Source organism: Chthoniobacterales bacterium (assembly GCA_036569045.1).
Lineage (GTDB): Bacteria > Verrucomicrobiota > Verrucomicrobiia > Chthoniobacterales > JAATET01 > JAATET01.
On sequence record DATCRI010000009.1, the window covers coordinates 83250 to 100703 of the forward strand.

Annotated in this window: 11 protein-coding genes; 1 reads left to right on the forward strand and 10 read right to left on the reverse strand. The window is 56.5% G+C overall.

What is annotated here, in order from left to right; genetic code table 11:
* Positions 1-26: 26 nt before the first annotated feature.
* The 10 genes from VIM61_02270 to VIM61_02315 all read right to left on the reverse strand — a co-directional run bounded on the left by VIM61_02270 (position 27) and on the right by VIM61_02315 (position 15511).
* On the reverse strand, positions 27-3242 hold the full coding sequence (locus tag VIM61_02270; GenBank protein ID HEY8899225.1) for a DUF499 domain-containing protein: 3216 nt from the start codon (positions 3240-3242) through the stop codon (positions 27-29).
* Between the two features lie 108 nt (positions 3243-3350).
* Entirely contained in the window at positions 3351-6545 is a 3195-nt protein-coding gene (locus VIM61_02275) for a DUF1156 domain-containing protein (GenBank protein ID HEY8899226.1), read from the reverse strand.
* Positions 6546-6551: 6 nt separating this feature from the next.
* Positions 6552-7646: a serine/threonine-protein kinase gene (locus VIM61_02280; GenBank protein HEY8899227.1), complete on the reverse strand. Its 1095-nt coding sequence runs from the start codon at positions 7644-7646 to the stop codon at positions 6552-6554.
* 28 nt (positions 7647-7674) lie between these two features.
* Positions 7675-8130: a hypothetical protein gene (locus VIM61_02285; GenBank protein HEY8899228.1), complete on the reverse strand. Its 456-nt coding sequence runs from the start codon at positions 8128-8130 to the stop codon at positions 7675-7677.
* Between the two features lie 27 nt (positions 8131-8157).
* Positions 8158-8709: a hypothetical protein gene (locus tag VIM61_02290; GenBank protein ID HEY8899229.1), complete on the reverse strand. Its 552-nt coding sequence runs from the start codon at positions 8707-8709 to the stop codon at positions 8158-8160.
* Complete coding sequence (locus VIM61_02295; GenBank protein HEY8899230.1) at positions 8702-12175, reverse strand: helicase-related protein; 3474 nt, start codon at positions 12173-12175, stop codon at positions 8702-8704. The genes VIM61_02290 and VIM61_02295 overlap by 8 nt, the downstream gene beginning before the upstream one ends.
* A 330-nt stretch (positions 12176-12505) precedes the next feature.
* The gene (locus VIM61_02300; GenBank protein HEY8899231.1) at positions 12506-13123 is read right to left on the reverse strand and encodes a hypothetical protein; all 618 of its coding nucleotides are present in this window, start codon (positions 13121-13123) and stop codon (positions 12506-12508) included.
* A 9-nt stretch (positions 13124-13132) separates the two neighbouring features.
* Positions 13133-13753, reverse strand: coding sequence for a 7-cyano-7-deazaguanine synthase (locus VIM61_02305; GenBank protein ID HEY8899232.1), 621 nt, complete (start codon positions 13751-13753; stop codon positions 13133-13135).
* An 8-nt stretch (positions 13754-13761) separates the two neighbouring features.
* On the reverse strand, positions 13762-15078 hold the full coding sequence (locus tag VIM61_02310) for a nucleoside 2-deoxyribosyltransferase (GenBank protein ID HEY8899233.1): 1317 nt from the start codon (positions 15076-15078) through the stop codon (positions 13762-13764).
* Positions 15079-15088: 10 nt separating this feature from the next.
* On the reverse strand, positions 15089-15511 hold the full coding sequence (locus tag VIM61_02315) for a hypothetical protein (protein ID HEY8899234.1): 423 nt from the start codon (positions 15509-15511) through the stop codon (positions 15089-15091).
* A gap of 519 nt (positions 15512-16030) precedes the next feature.
* Between VIM61_02315 and VIM61_02320 the strand changes: the two genes are divergently transcribed.
* On the forward strand, positions 16031-17194 hold the full coding sequence (locus tag VIM61_02320; GenBank protein ID HEY8899235.1) for an AAA family ATPase: 1164 nt from the start codon (positions 16031-16033) through the stop codon (positions 17192-17194).
* Positions 17195-17454 lie beyond the last annotated feature (260 nt).

A 17454-nucleotide genomic window follows, 5' to 3' on the forward strand; every position in this document is an offset into this window, starting at 1 on the left:
AATCTCGAAACGCGATTTCGACTCCGTCAGATTTTCCAATCCGGGTCGAACTGCTGCATCAGCTTGTTGATCTCGGTGAGGTCGGATGGAGGCGTGCCTTCGAACTGAAGACGGATTTCGAATCCGGGTGAACAGCCGGATAGCAGTTTCGTCAGTTGCGGCGCAACGTCCTCGGCCAAATCCTGCAACGCGGCGACTTCGATTCGAATCGTGTTCGACGTGAACCCGCTCCCGGATGGCGACGGAGGCGGTGTGGGTGGAGGCGGAAGTTGAGACGGCACGGAGATCACGACCGCCGCGTCCCCGAAAGCCGACTTGATTTCCCCTGACCCAGAGCCGCGGAGCATCACCCCTTGGTTGATCGCTCCATTCAACACATCGACAAACTGCCTCGACGGCCACGGCATGCCCCTCTGGGCCTTGAGAGCCGAATAAATTTCGGCCACGGTCGTCTTGGGAGACGGATCGGAAGACCATGCATCAGGCAGCGCGGCCGGCAGAAGTTCCAGGCTCCTCAAAGCCTGCGGCGGACGGCGAAGAGAAGCACTCGGATCGAGCTGGATCGTGGACGGTCTCTCCCCCAAGACGCTCTCGTTGCCAAAAACCAGCCAGAGCTTCCCTTGCTCCACGGCGTCGGCGACGGCCTGATGCACCGCCTTGTAATCCACTTTCGGAAGCGGATGCTTCTCGGCGACTCCCTGCTGGGTTTCCTCGAACTCTTGAGTGCCGTCGAACCACGCGCACAGGGTCGAGAGCTGCACCGGAGAGTCATCCTGCGGCCAGAGTCCGCCGAGCGATTCCGGCAGAACGGCCGCCGCCGGAAGACGATCTACCGACGCATCCTGCGGTAGCCAGGCTTCCGAGTTGGCCTCCCATCCGGCAATCGGGATGGAGCAACGCCAGAACCAATCGGCAGAACCATCCGGGCGGACATAACGCACTGCCAGCAACCCGCGGCTCACGCCCTCGGCCACGGTGTTCACGATCGTCTGCGGCGAGATCAATTTGGGAAGTTTTGGCTGCCGGGCGAAGGACTGGTAGAGGTCCTTTACCTGCACGGCGGCCTGGCCCGCAGGCCAAACGGGATAAAGCCCGCCGGGCATGATCGCCAGAGGCTCGATGCGCTGATCGAACAGGCGAAGATCCTTCTCCCGGAGAAGAGCCGGGAACATCGCCTCCGCGCCCATCGTAAACTTCCTCGTCTGCGGCGCACCGGTCTTATCCACGTAGAGCACGACCTCGAAGGCATTGCGGACCGCCGATTCCGCATTTTTCTTCGTGTCACGCTCGTTGCGCTGCACCTCCACGAGCTGGAGGTCGGTGAGGTTCTTTCCTTCGCGCTGCCGCACTTCGCCCCACGCCAGCCAGCTCGCGATCTCCGCTTCCGCCTGGCCGAGCCCGGTCACGGAGGGCGTGACCACCAGCATCACGTTCTGGCAGACACGTTGATCGGTCGGCGACGAATGTGTGGTGAGAAAAGCCAGCGTATCCGGAGCGACGGCTCCGCCCGCCTGGTGCGCATGATCCGAGCCCAATAGGGCCAGCCGGAACTGCTCGTTGTCATCGAGCTTGCTCGGATCGCTCGGCAACCGGTGGAAGCTCACGCCTTGGGGAATTCCTTCGCCGAGCACCTTGAGACTGCCGGCAAGTTCGTCGAATTTAATCCTGGCGACTCCCAATGCCTGCTGCACGTAGGAGTCGTGCATCTGAGTGATGTTCGGCTTCGGCCCCATGCGCCACGCCATCGGCAATTCGGTCGAGGGTTCCGTTCGCTCGCACGGTTCCAGATACCACGACAGCTTGCGCCAAGCCTTGAGCCCGTTGTTGAAGATCACAGGGACATCACAGGTCGCGCCGGTAAGCCAGCGGATGTCGTGGAGGTCGGCCTCCTGCCCGGTGGGCTGGGAATAGAGGAAGGCCGCCACACAGGCGGATTCGATTTCCCGTCCGCTCAAGCCCGCTGCATCGCTCTTCTGAGCCTGCACGGCGCGTCCCAATTCCACGCTGAGATTTTGCTCCCACGGAGGATTCGCATCGGAGGACTTCATGGCCACATCGGCCAGAGCCCGGAGGGCGCTGCTCACGCCGCCGGCGTCGGGCGGATTGAGGAAGACCTGCGTGCTGACAATCGGCGACTCGTCCCACGCCTCTGCCTCGCGAAGTGCTTTGGAGAAGGTTTGGAGCACATTTCGCGTCCGTTGAAATTGCCGAAGGTGCGTCCATTTCCCGTAGAAACGCTCGATGAGATCGGGATGGAAGGGATAGGCCGTGACGAACCGGCTCTTTGCGTTGGGGTCGCCTGCACGAACCGGGCTCGCCTTTTTCATCCGATCCCAAAAGCCCGCGATCTGCGCTTCGATCTCCGCCTGATTCTCAGGGAATTTCTCGAACATCCGGCGGCGCAGCAGCTCCGCCACGTCCTCTTTCTCGACGGGCGATTTCAATTCAGCCTGGCGATTCAACCCGCCCGAACACGCGGCGAGGATGGCCTGGCCCACCTCGTCCGTCTTGCTGACGTCCGTCGCCAGCAGGGAGACTACGAGCGAGCAGTGCGGGGTGTTCACCACCGCCTGGCCGAGTTTCTGGAAGAAATTTTTCAGCCGGTCGGCCCAGAACATCCCACGTCCGCCGTCCTGGCCGGTCGGGTCCGGCGACGCGGCGTCGTGCGCCCACATCAGGAATTCGTCGATGAGAATCAGAGCGCCCTTGTTTGCCTTCACCGCCGCGCTCAAGACTTCGTTCCAGTCTTCCTCTCCCGGCGGGGTGTCGTAGCCGGGTTTGGTTTCGTCCAGATTCAGGATTTTGAGTCCCTGTTCACCCAGGAGCTGCCACGCGATCGAGTTCCACGGCATCCGGAATTTCCGGACTTCGCCGATCGGCGATTTGGCGCTGCCGCCGTTCACCCAGCTCCACTTATCCAACGAGAGCCCCGCGACGATAGCCGTGGGAGGTTTGTCGAGCTTCGCGGCGTTGAGGATCGCCTGCACCGAGGCTTCATCCGTTGGGAGCTTTTTCCCGAGAGTGACGAGATAGTAAAGTGCGGCGAGCGTGTGCGACTTTCCACCGCCGAACGTCTGGGCGACATTCAGGATCGATTCCCCGCCGGACTCGCCCGCAAGCTGCCGAAGCACCACCCGGCAAAACTGCTGCAGATTCGGCGTCGCGTAGGTCGATGAGAAGAAATTCTTGGGATCGCAATAAAACGCCTTTTCACCTGGCTCCCGGTGCATCACGCGGAACATATCCACGGCGAAATCCTGCGGTGTAAGTTCCTGCGCCCGGATTTCCGGGCGCAATCGGCATGTTTGTTTCCAGGGTTTCATTGGCGTTGTTTCTTCTTGGGTGAGTATTTAACGGGGGAGGAATGGGGGCAGATCCATGCTCTCGAAAAGCGGTGCCTCCTGAACCACACCGTCCGCATTGACGAGGCGGCGGGTGTTCATGTTGAGCGTGGTGGCCAGGGCCTCGACCATGCGGCATTCGAGGTCCTGTTTGTCCCGGAGGGCAAGTTCGCGCAGCGCTTGGAGCAAAGGCTTGAAAGCCGGTTCGCTTGCCAGCGCCCATTGGTTGAAAAGCTGCTGAACGTCGGAGGCCCCGCCTTGATGCAGGAGCACGAGGAGGCGATGCACACGATCGATCAACGGCGACGGCCCGCCGCCCCGGGGTTCGCCGATGTCTTCGTTGCGGCCACGTTCCAACCAGTCCACCAGAGCGAGCTCGTTGCCCTTGGCCTCCACCGGTTCGCCGTTCTCCGGCGAATCCTCCTCATCCGCCTTCTTCGGACGCCCCTTCTTTTTACCTCCCTGGGCAAGGACGCGCCACACCATCTGCAACTCGCCGAGATTCTTCCCGCAACTCATCGCGTAGAGGATGCAGGCGCCAGCCGGTGCCGGATCGAGGCCGAAGGTCGAACGATGCAGCAGGTAAAACTGTGTCACCGGGTCAAGATCGAGCCCCTCGGCATGGAGCAATCGGCCAAGTGCAAATTGAAGGACCAGCTTCCGCACTTCGCGGAGGAAATCCGCGACCTCCATGTTGCCGCCGCCGCCCGCCTTGCGAACGAAGGGATGCGCGCTGTAGGCCTCGAGCGCCGGGCCAAGCGCGGCCCACAAAAAGTCGGGTCCGATGATGCCTTGGTCGAAATAATACTGGAGGATGTTTTTGTTTCCGAGTTCCGGACGCGGATCGAAAAGCTTCGATTCCATGGCTTCCAAAACCTGTTCGTCCCAACCAGGCGTGGCGCTTTTAGGTCGCTTTCTACAAACGAGCCAAACCGAAGATCCCAGCGATACACGATTGTGATTTCGAAACCCTCCTCGCATTTCCGTTTGGATTGGCCAACTCGCACTGGTGACGAAACCAGCGCGAATAATCGCCGCAACCAAAGTTTCCCAGGCGTCGACTTCCTGGTTGGCGAACACAATTACGTATCGCCCATTATCATCAAGACTTTCAGCTGAGCGTTTGAAGGCCCGGGCCATCCCATCTTCGTAGGCCAACTTAGCCTTCCGCTTATCTCCACCATGTCGGGATTCATCTTCAATCAATTCTCCGTCAGAATGGTCATTGTCCCATTTTGGAGCCAATTGTCGCTCATAGGCCTTCTGAAATTCTTCATTTAGATCGGCGACAATCCTTTTTTGCCACACAAAGAAGAAATCCATCAGGTCCGAATACGGAATCGCATCGTAATACGGCGGATCAGTAAAAACTACATCGTTGCCCAAATGCATTGAAACGATGCTGCTTTCACAGCGGACTTCAGGAGAAATTTCGGTTCCCGCCGCGGCATTCATCAACGCTTCTATAGCAAGAGCGGCATAGTGAATTCCTCCCGAGTAATACCGATCTGCTTCAGATAGAGGATTGGCCTCTGCGCAATCCCACGTAATGGGGAACGCAAACCTTGAAAAGGTCTGCTTGACCTCGCCTGCAGCCGAATCCCAGATGCACTGCATGCTCATGTAATTGGCAAGTTTCCCGAAAACCACTGCTAGCCCAGCGGCTAATGCCTCAGCGGCGTCAACTCGATGGTTTCTAACTTGCTCGACGGCAGATCTAGTGTGCTTAACAAATGCACCAAGCGAAAGCAGTTGGCGTGGCAAATAAAAGAGACGCCACGTTTTTATGCCATATTTATGGAGCGAAAACGCACGAGCAGCTCCGCTGCCGCCGCCTGCAGGAGTAGGTTCATCGGGAATTCCAAATGGAATTGATGAAAACATGCTTTCGAGTTCATCAGCCTCAACACAGGCAGCCTCAACTTCCGCGACATTCGGAAGCCTATAGATTTTCTGAACCTTCCTTATTTCCTTCTGCTTGCCGTTTTTTCCCTCGGTGATGGTGACTTTTGTTCGCTCAACGACCACCGCTGTCATCTGCTTATCCAGCAGTTCTTTTTGCCCTTGGAAACGTAAATCCTCCATTGTCAGTGCAATGGTCGTAGGCCTGCCACTGCAGGGGCTCCAGACACCGGCCCTGTTCATCGTTCCACGATCAAGGAACCCAAGGAGGTTCTCTCCAGATACGCCCCATGCCTCCAAATGAGAGAAGCGCTCGCGAAGGAGCCGCGACCACTCTTCCTGCGCATGAACAAAGAAGTCCTCCTCAATCAGCCGGAACTCGACGCTCTTATTGTCCGGCGCTGGCACAGGAATCAAGGCACTGCGACGCCCCCTCTTCTTGCATAGCCAAAAAGTCTTCAACAAAGGGATGCGAGCGAACGGCTCCGACTTGTCGCGAGCCGTCCGTGCCCAGAGGTAGGCAACCGCAGGCTCCCCGTTGATCACGGGGTAACGCGAAGCAAGTTCCTGCCGAGCGCGTTCCAGCACCCACCGTCCCCACGCGCGGACATGCCAGGCGAGATTCGCCTCGGGGAGGTCGAGCATTTCGAGTTGCTTGTCGTCCGTGAAATGGGGCTTTCGTCCGCCCTTGCGCTTCTTGACCTTGCCGGCCTGGAAATCCTCCACGAAGTCCGGCCACTCTTTGACGAAATCCGGCAGCGGCCATGTTTTCCCCGCGAATCGCTGGGGATAATCGAGCGTGCATTTGAGAATGAACCACGCGACCGGATTCAAATCCGAAGCCGTTACCTGACAGCCCAGGCGCATGGCCTCCAGCGGGATCGCCCCGCCGCCGGCAAACGGATCAAGCACGCGGGGCGCCTTCCCTCCGTAAAACTCCCGCACCAGCTTGCGAAAGTCATCCATCGCCGAGGCATTCTCCTGCCCCCAAGCCAGCACGCCCCCTTTGACCACTTCCTTCTCCTCAACGAGACGCTGTCCGTCCTCGTCCACCGACTCGACGATCTCCGTCTCGATGCGCCCGCCAATCGCGTCGAGCAAAGCCTGACGCTTTTCCGGATCACCGGGGTCCGGCAGCAACGTCGCCAGCAGCGCTGCCCGGCACGCAGCCAAAGGACGTCGCGCCGGCCAGATGTGCAACGTGGAAATATGTCCATGCCGGACATTCTTCTCATGCACGCTAGCCACCGACGCCTGACGGAGCGGGAAAGCAATTTCAATAAGTCGTGGGCGGTCGGTCATGCAGTTTTACGATTGAAAGTTTTCCACGTATCCAAAGACATCAGAAAGAGACGCAAAGGTTTGATTAGCAACTCGGCGGAACGAACCGCTTCCAACCCTTGCTCGCTCCAGAACCGGTTCGGCGCCGATCCGGCGGGGTCGAAGAGAAGCGCGCCAGTCCCACCCCTGCCAATCCGAGGCTTCAAAACGGTCATCCGCGGTTTTCCAATTCGGCAGATTGATTTGAAGCAACTTCGAATGAAATTCCAATGCTGTGCCAAATCGCTTAGCTAGGTCAGGATTGGTTGCGCTTTTTATGAGTCGGCGAAGCCTTTGCGAAAAGTAAGGGACCGGCTCCCTTCCATGCGACAATAGAGATTCCTTATCCGCGAGTGCCTTAATGCACTCCCGATTCAGGCGAGATTGCTCGAAACCGTCGAGCTGATCATAGGGCGTGCCATCTCGATTTAGCTGACGTTGAGCTTTGGGCAGCACGTAATGTGCATAGCTGTAGTTCATGGGACCGTTCACCATCTCATACAGCACCATGCCCACCTGATACAAATCGGAGGAAAATCGGTATCTGCCCCCCATTGCCTCCGGCGGAACATAGAGGATCGAGTGCCGGGATGCCGTGCAGTAATCGACCGCGTCGGGAATCCTCGCAACAGAACCGAAATCGGTAATTTTCGCTACGCCGTCACTCGAAATAAGGATATTAGCTGGCTTGAGATCGCGATGAACAAACCGCAGGTGATGAAGCTGGTGCACGCCTTGAAGCACTTGCGTGGCTATGCGCACCGCATCCTGCTGCCCGATCTCAGAGGCTTGCATGCGAGCCAGCAGGCTTCCCCCTTCGACGTATTCCATTTGCAGGCAAACGTAATCATCGTCGCCGATCTTAAACACGTCACCGTCAAAGACTCTGACAATATTGGTACAGCCGTTCGATTGCGTGGCCTGAGTCAAAAGTCGCGGCTCTCTCAGGGTCAGTTCCGTCTCCTCAGTTCCGAGGTAAAACACCTTGAGAAAAACGTCGCGCTCTAGATGATCGTGAAAGGCCCTGAAGGCATACGCGTTTGCGCCTTCACGATTCTCATCGAGAATCGTGAATTTTCCCAATCCCCTCAGCGCTGACAATATGTCTGAGTCAGACGGCATTGTGAACACACCACGCTGCATGAGCGGGCTTGGTGAGGTATTTGGGCCGAATCTCCAGCCCTCCGTTATAAATATCCCATAACGAGTTGCCCGTGATCTGCATGACTTTCCGATCAACCGCGGCGCGAACTGTCAAAATCGAAATTAAGGAACAAGGAACTCCCGATTCCCGGCAGGCGATTTGAAGGGCAAACTCCACCTTCGCCCTCAACACGGAACAACCTTTATCCGCGCGAATGATGCCCACTCGCTCTACACCCAAGGTTTGAAAATGGTTTCTGGCGGACTGGGTGAGGGCAAGAAGGTTTCCGCAATCATCGGTATCCGCCTGAGGCAGCGCGAGTGAGTTATCAGTTAAAAACTCGAACACTCCTCCATTCTTATCTCCATCGAGAATAACCCATTTCAGGTCGCCTGATACGATTTCAATGCCTAGAGCTTTCATTGTGTTTTTCGGTGGTCGGCAGCGGATTTAGGGGTCGATAAACTTGAACTCCCGCATAAGAGGAGAATCCGCATCCCTCCAAATCTCCTTTTTCTGGCGAAGCTTGTGGACGATCCGGTCGCGAAGAATCCAAGGGTTCACCCAAGCCTCGTTACCTTTCTCCACGACGACATCGTCCTGCTTTCCCGTGAGGATCCAGATGTAGTCCCCGCCTGCCTTGGGCATGCCTCGATGGAGCAATCCATTTCGCCAGTCCGACCAAAAGCGAAACGCCATCTGCTCGGAGACACCGAAATCTTCACCGATGTATCGGAAAACTTTGGCTCCCTCCGAAAATTTGTAATCGGGCGGAAGGCCATGCACGGCTCGGAGATATTTCTCGTAGAGCAGGAAGCAGATCGCGAGACAAACGAAGGCCTCATGTCCCGACATTTTCTCAAGCGGTTCGAGATACCACTGCTCAATCAATTCCTTTCGTGTAGCGCCAGTATCGGCCGAAGCCGGACCCGAATGTGAAGGCTGTGCGGTGTATCCGGGAGGAGCCTGGCCAGTGATGAGGTGTTTGGAATAATCAGTCATTTTCGGCCTCCCTGACGATGTCGGTGAAGTTTACGGTGAAACTCTGGCGCGATTTTACCGCCAGCTTGAAAGCGGGATCTTGGACCCGGTATAGGACCGGATTCGTGGCGCAATCCACCACCACGTATAGCCAATAACGCTCTCGGACGTTCGCTGCGGTCGGCCATTCATTCTCCGTGAGATGAACGGATCCGCGGCCCGCGCGGCCTTTCACCTCGATACAGATCGGCGGCTGGTCGGGACGATAGCTCTCGAGATCGTAGCCCCGGGCCAACGCCGGCGCCGACACGTCCAGCACCCGCGCCCGAAATCGATCCACCTCGAAGTTCCGCGCGATGCGAACCGCGATGGCCTCGATATTCTTGTCGTAAGCTTCCCGGGCCTCCGGGCTCGGATCCGGCACGACGATCCCGGTGGCGATACGCTGAAAGTGGACGATGTCCAGGAGGTCAGCCCGGCGCTGTTCACGGAGCAGGGCAGTGGCACGGTCCTCGGACAAATGCGCCTGCTCACCCCGCACTTGATCCAATTCAATGCGGAGCTTCGGATTGTCGGCTGATTCGCGAAGCTTTCGAGACAGCTCGGACCGTCTTTCCGCGAGTTCCGCCGATCGAAAGTCGAACCCTCGAGCGATGTCGCGAGCACGCGTCTCGGCTTCGGCTCTCACCGTCAGTCGCGCCTGGGTGACGATGGTCGCCTCCGCCACGGACCTCGCGTATCGATCCGCTCGAACGATCTGCTCGTCGGGGCGATAGATCAGCCGCCCGGCTTTGTGCATCCCGGCAAGGCCGACAGCATGGAGCGCCAGCAGATGATTCGGAGCACAGACGTCGAAGCGCCCGTCTTCGTCCCATCGAATGGCGATCAACTTTCGATCCGCACGGGCAGCGGCACCTCCTTCCATTCCTCGCTCACCGACCTGACAAGTATACACCGCAACGCCGTAAGGCTTGGCGCATGTCGGATCGCACAGAAGTGCACCACGGGCCACATCGCGAGCGAATCGCGATTCCACCTCATCGCAAACCGCTTCGAAGAATGGATCGCCGGGCCGAAGGAATGCCACCTTCGACGACAGGATGTCCCCGAGGGAAAAATCCCGGCGGACCGAAAGGTAGTCGGGCAGGCCGTTAGGCAGACGCGACACGGATGGGGCCAGCCAGCGCGTCGAGCGCTGATCATAAGTCACCCGGGCGGCCGAAGTGAGATCCCCTTCGAGTTTCAGACCCAGATGTGGTGCCGACTTTTCGACGAAGTTCTGAACATAGGCGGGAAGGAGCCGGGTGAAATCTTCGGCCTCGATCTCTGTCTTGAGCTGGCCGATCCGTTTTCCAACATCCCCAAACTTCGAAGCCTGATCGCGAAGCCGCTCCACGGCAGCCCGGAGTTCCTTCGTCGCCAGCCGGGCTTCGAGTTTCTTCCGCCACCCGTCCGACTCGGGATCGGTCAAAGTTTCGAGGAGAAGATCGCGGACCTTGATGTCCTGGAGCTGCTGTCCGACGACGTCGAAAACCTTGTCGGTGCAGAGATCGTGGCGGGCATCATCGAGCTTGCGGAGGAGGGTGAGCAAGACATCGCCCTCACGCGTGCCATCGGCGATAAAATTGAAGATACGGACCTCCGAGTGCTGCTGCCCGAATCGATGGAGACGCCCCATGCGTTGCTCCAACCTCGCCGGGTTCCACGGGATGTCATAGTTGATCATGATCCAGGCGAACTGGAGATTGATGCCTTCGCCTGCGGCATCGGTCGCGAGCATTAGGTTCGCACTCGGCCCGTCAGGGTTCGGGACACCCATCTTCCGACGGACATCCGGAGGCATGAAATAATTGCGCTGCACTTCTCGCTCGGCCGCCTCCACACCACCATGGATCACAGCAATGTTCGTATAGCCGAGCTGCATGAACTGACGCTCCAGATACCGAAGGGTGTCCCGATGCTCCGTGAAAATGAGGAGCTTCTCCTGATGATACTCGGGGGACTCAATCAACTCACGCAGCTTGGTGAACTTGGCGTCTTCCCTGACTTTTGCGCCAAGCCCCAGCACGTGATCGATCAGCTCGATTTCTTCGAGTAATCGCTTGGCGTCCGCCGGACGCACGGCTTCCAGCAGACGGGCCTCGGCGCTCTCATCACCTTCCGGACCTGAACCCATCGGGTCATGATCCTCGGGAGTTGCAGCATCGAGGTCATCGATGAGATCGTTCCAAAGCCGCGGCTCTGGGTGAAACGCGGCTCCCGATTCAAGGGCGGTGACACGTTTGTCACGGATTCGACGCAGGGATTCGCTCAACGCGAAAGTCGAGCTGGCAAGGCGGCGCTGGAGCACAGCCACGACCATGGCGGCGGCGTTCTTATTCAGGGAACGATTGTTCTCGAAGCTCCAGCGAAGGTAACCCGTGGCGCCATCGTAGAAGGCGCGTTCCTCCGGAGTCAGCGGAAACACAATCGACTGCGCCAGCCGTGGCTTGTAAATCGGCCGCCCTTCATAATCGACCATCTCCTCCTTCAATCGGCGGATGAAGTGCCGCTGGCGCGTTGCCGGATCGAGAGCGTTGAGTGCCTCGTAGGTGGAGAAGATTGCGGGATTCAGGAGCCTCCACAGCGCGAAATAGGCGAACCTATTGCCCATGTGGGGGGTCGCCGTCAGCAGCAGGGCGTTCGCGGTGCGCTTACAGATTCGATCCGCGAACTGATAACGGAGCGTCGGAGAGCGATCTCTGTCGATCCAGGACAGCTTGTGCGCCTCGTCGAAGATCACCAAGTCGAACGGCGCAACTTCGCTGGACAGCAGTTTCTCCTGCACGTTCGGCGAGGTCGCGGTGTCGATGCTGATAACGAAGAGGGACCGATTCGTGTGCTGAATCGGGTTATCGCCCTTGAAATGCGTCCCTTTTAGAATCGTGAAATCCAGCTCGAAAAAGAACCGGAGTTCGCGCTGCCAGTTGAATACCAACCCAGCGGGACAGCAGATCAAAACCCGTGCAAGGCGGCCGCGGTTGATCATTTCGCGGATGTAGAGCCCGGCCATGATGGTCTTTCCTGCGCCGGCGTCGTCGGCCAGGAGGAAGCGAAGTGTGTCTTCCGTTAGCAAGTGCTCATAGACGGCAATCCGCTGATGCGGCAGCGGAACGACGCGGGATAACTCCAGTCCGAATGCCCGATTGAAAAGATGGCCGTTTCGTAAGCGGACTGCATCAACGACCAGCTTCACTGCCTCGGGATCACCCTCGAAATCGATTTGAACCGGGGCATGGGAAACTTCGGAAGGAAGCGCTAATACCTCTCCCTCTTGAGAAGCCCGAACCAATTCACGCAGCCTCTGCATCCGGTCTGGCTGTGGCTCAGCATGGCCGCGTTCCCATCGATTAACGGTCGAAAACGCAACGCCAAGTTTTGCCGCCAACTCTTGCTGTGAGAGCCGAAGAACGGACTTCCTGATGTGTTTAATCTCGGCGGCGGTCATCAAAACAATACTAAAACCCCGGTATAATTAAATCAATACCAAAATATAGCATACGCTATATCTCAAATTTAACCGTTCTCTATAAGCACAATGGCGCTATTACAGGGCTCTGAGAGCCTTCCGGTCCCTCAGCAACCAACGAGCGGAATTATCAACGCCTATAGTGAAGGTGACCAAACGAAGAAATGGCGGTGCACGACTCGATTGCAGAATGGGGATTCACCGATCACCTTGCTTGCGATCTGGGATGTATCCGTAGAGGAAGGATTTGAAAAACCGGAAGGAGCTCTTTAGGAAAAGCGACCGCCCGCGGCGGGCGCGATAATGGCATCAGGAGTTGACGGACATATGAGACCAAATGGCGACGTCCAAGGTGGAGGGATTCACCTTCAGGATCATCGCAGCATGCTCGATCACTCCACGCAAAACGAAGTAGTCTTTCGAATGAACTCCGGCATCATTGGCGAATTGTCGCAAATGGCGATCAATCGCAATGGCGTCCAGCCCTAAAAGAATTTTTAAATAGTCTACGCTTTTCGGTCCAATCCCCCTTACCGTCTGGAGCCGCTGAGCGTTGTATGGCTCTTCAAGCCAGTTGATGAGGTCATGAGAGGTATCGATCAACTCTGTGCAGAGAAATTCGACCAATAAAATCAATCGTTGTGGCTTCTCAGGATGATTCCAACGAAGAACCTCTTCTGCCCCTAAACAGTTAATCACACCTCGGAAACCATTCAGTGTCGCTGCTTCCGGGTAGTTCCAGCGAATTCGCGCAACGCGAGGTTGCACGACGGTTTGATAATTCAAACCTGCCTGAAGAACAGTGTCGACCAAAACAGCACCTATGTGGTGATGGACAGTATCCGACGCAGGGCGTGTGCGAGCAGTCGAAAACGCCAAACCTGAGTTGTGAACGTGTCTTACCAGAAGAGCAGCATCTGAAGTCATGAAAGTGCGTTAAGTATCGAGGCTGGCAAGAGCCTTAAGACGATCGACGCAATTGGGGCAGGCTCCACAAGCTGTCGAAGCTCCTGCAAGGCAAGAATACGTGGCTCCTAAAGGAACTTGTAAACGTACCCCAAGCCGGGCGACCTCTGTTTTCGACATTTGAGCGAATGGAAAATGAAGTCTGACGCCGCCGTAATTCACGGTAAGCTCGGCGAGCTCTTGTAGAAATTTGGTTGTGCAGTCAGTCGCCAGCGCCACATTCGATTGGATGAACGCACTGTAAAGGTCATCGATTCCTTTGCTCTTCGCGACTGCTGCGCCAGCAGTCAGCAAGAGTTGATTACGATAGGGAACAAAAAAGTCGTCGTCTGTAACCTTTTCGCTCCACAGATCTGCGGCCGAGAGCATGCGCGAAAAGCAATCTGTGTAGATGCTTCCAAGATTGATAACAAATATCCGATTCCTCAGATTTGCCGGGAGGACTTCCTGTAGTGTGAGTAATTCTGTCACGGCACAATGCTGGCCGTAGTCTGCAAAAATCGGCACAACATCAAATCCATCGCTGACAAGAGAGTAAGCCAATGTGGTCGAATCCAGGCCGCCCGATGCCAGTAAAGCGACTTTTAACATGGCATTTATTAACGGAGTGATTCCGCGATCCTATAGATCTCGCCGAGCACGACATCACGGTCGGCAGAGACTAAAGTGGCGAACGAGGTCACCATCAAATTTTGGGCGAGGGAGTGTGGGTCGTATACGACGACCGGGATATTGAGTGTCGCAGCCATCCCGATTTCGACATAAGTGCCAGGATCATCGTATTCTAAAACTGCTAGAAGGACTCGACATCGCCGGATCAGGTCAGCATCCAGATGGCCGATTCGGCTTTTCTCTTCAGGAGAAGCAGAGTTCGGCACTTCGCCATTATCCTGCACCGGCCGATGAACGGTAAAGTTATGGTACGCAAGAGCTGAGCAGATTGCCTCTATGTTTGGGCGGTAGAGAGTAGAAAAATCTGGCGCTGCGATGTAAATTTCGATTTTCGCCCTAACTTCCCAAGGCAGGCTAACGCCCATTAGTGTGGATACCTCTGCCGGGTCAATTCCGAGTGCCGCTTTCGTTGCAGCTTTGAAGGAGTCTCCGTCGTCGAATCGGCAGGCATATTCCGCCGCAATCAAAGAACTGTAACCAAGTGCGGCGAGAGGAGAGTGAGTGGTCACCGTCGAAACGTAGATTGCGTCAAAACAGTCTCCAACTCCTACCGAATGGAGAATTTTTCTGGTGTGCGCCGGAACCGAAATCTCGTCGCCATCGTTCGTAAATAGTCGGGAGCCGCCACGGTTTTCCTTCAGTAGAATGTTCCGCGCTACCCCGCTAAATTGCTCTCGCAGACAGGTTGAAGATCCTCCTACTTGCTCTAGAAAGAGGTGGGTTGAAGTGGAAGTTATAAGAGTCTCTACCGGCCTGCCCAGTCTGGCGAGAGTTGATGGCTCGATGTGTCCCTCCGTAGTATCTATGTGAACTCGGGCGGACGCGGATTTGAGGCGTTCGAGAAGGCTGCCCAAATCAAAGGCCCCCGGAAAGATCAATACATCGTCAGGGATATAGTCTAAACTTTCCGTCAGCGCGTCTGCGGATAGCTCGCTTCGTTTCTCTGGCTCCAAAAGCATCTCATAGTGTTGGGCACCGACTTCGCGCTCGTCGTCAACCAAAAGGACGTTTGGGCAGTGGGTGATGTTCCCGAATTTATGGACTGCCCGAACTTCGAGGTCTGCTGCCTCGTTCTCTACCAGACCGTCGAGATATTGGGGGCCGAGGTAGCAAAGCTGATATTGCACTTCCGCGGCCCACAAACCACGTGCTGCGTGGAATATTCCGCCCAACCGAACTCGCAGTTTTCCGCGAATCCTCAATGTGTCGAGGAAGACTTGCCCGATAAGACAAACGGATCCCATTTAGGGCTTCCTATTGTGAGGAAAGCGAGACTCGCACCGAAGGAACCGGCGTGGTCGTCGATCCAGAAACTTCTCCGGCATAAGATCCACCTTGCTCGATGCAAAGGCGCAAAAAGTTGAATCGAGTAGGCAGGTAGCCGAGCAATTCGCCGCCGCCATCTTCGATCACACCGAGCCGACCATTTATCACGGTCGGATTTACATGGATCGTCGAGCCCTTCGGCGGCACTATCTTGGATTTTTTCCAAAATGGACAACGCTCGAATTCCTCGAGAGTGATGTTCTCATTCACGAGAAGGCATTGGTCAATCGCCTCTTCGCCATCACCACCACCGCCGTCTTCTCCGCCACCCGACGTTGTGCCATCACGAGGATTAGGGCGGAGTTTGATATGTGAATAATCACTGAGATGACCCGTGCTGTCAGACTCCATATCGGTGGGGGATTGTCTACCACTGAGCTATCCTCCTTAGTCATGCAAGAAAAATAAGCTGCCTAGAAATTGATCAAATGTGAGCTAGATCGGGACAGCGTTGTCGGCTACTCCTAACACTCGATAGTGTCGGTATCATGGGGGCCGGGCACCGTGGACAATCATCACTAAACCGATGAACGCCAAAGGCAGCGACTGCGCCGCTCTCACCATTTATGGAAAACGCCGCATGGGCTTCGATGTCCGCTGCGGCGGACGCAGGGCATTCTGACTTCACCTTGACGAGCTTCATGCCCAACCACTTCGACCTGATCGCCAAGGAATTTCCCGCGATTATCGCGGCTGCAAGTAGCGGACTCTTCGCGGTGATTCCGACGCCGACCCATTGGAGAATTCCAACAAACCCGGACAGTCCGAGCCAGAGCCCCCATTTCGCTACCGAAGGCTTTCGAGAAATCGCCGAAAGCCGATGCACTTCCCGATTGGTTTCAGGCTGCATTCCCGCTAAAAGCGCGAGCCATGTCCGACACGACATTGGAGAAGAATCGGATTCAACTGCATCCTGCTTCGGAACTCGCAAACGTCGTCAATGAAGCACCGAAGTGGGTGTTCGAGAATTTCATCGAGCGGCGCGAACAGGTGATTCTTTTCGGCCCGCCCAAAACCGGAAAATCGCAGTTGGCGCTCCAGATCGCACTCGCAGCGGCACGCGGGGAGCCGTTCCTTAAGCGGAAGCCACCAAAGGCCATCAAGGTTCTTTATTTCAATTTCGAAATCAATCGCAGGCAGTTTGCCCGCCGGCTCGTGGAAATGACGCGAGGAAAACGCCTCGGTGATACCCAGGTCTCCGAAGACTTTGAGTGGCCGAGCGAATTTTGGTTCTACGGCGGGACGCTCGACGAGCGACTCATGGTCATCCACGAAAGTCGGGACGATGGCCGTCTCGAAAAGAAGCGGGCCGAACTCAAGGCGCAGATCGATGCGATCCAGCCTGAACTGATTATCTTCGACACCTTGAGTTACCTTCACGGCGTCGACGAGAACGCGAATATCGAAGTCACCCGCCTTCTCGAAATCATTCGCGAACTCGCGGGGGAAGCCGCGCACATCATTGTCCACCACACCCGCAAGCAGGGTGCCGACCGGGAGGGCCGCCGCGACTACTCAACGGACTCGATCCGCGGCGCCACCGCCATCCGCGGCTCGGCGGATTTGATTCTGGGCCTTTTTCCAGCGAATGGTGGGGCCGGCGGAGGAGCCGGTTTCAAATTTGAAATCGAGGCCCGTAACATCCCTTCCGGAGAATCTTTCCTTTACGCCCGGGATTATGGAGGATTCGAGGATCGGAGTGAGGATGACGCCGAGAATCTTCTGAATTGGCTCGTAGATAACAAGGACGAGCCCATCCCGCGGCTCGCGGAGGACAATGATGCAGTAGTTATCGGAGCGGATTTTCCCATTGACGGTCCACGAACAATTTCGCGAACGATTCAACAGGTGAACAAGAAGACGCTGGTCAAATACTTGCAAAGTCTTGGACAATTCGGAGGGGGCGACAAGATTCGGAGACTCCTTAAAGATTTGGAGGAGGGAAAGGAGATCCAGTTCAAGTCCACCGGCAAGGATGGTAACACCAAGACGCTCTTCGTCCCTCCAAGAAGCGGTAAAAATGTGAAAAACTGATCGTTCTACTAACGTAGGGACACAACCAACATTTCAAACCTTCAAGGTCTGTCACATCATCAAAGAAAAGGAACCGCCTCTGTAGAGGCGGTTCCGTTCTAACGAAGTTTAAAGGGGCGCAGCGGCGGTAACCGCTGCGCCCTTCTTTATCACCAGCATTCGCCGGGAGCCAAAGGCGACTCTTTTTCCACGCCCTTGGCAAAACGTCCCATCGTGGGGACGGGGTGTCGAACGACCAGAGTTTTCTCTGAGCGGACGGC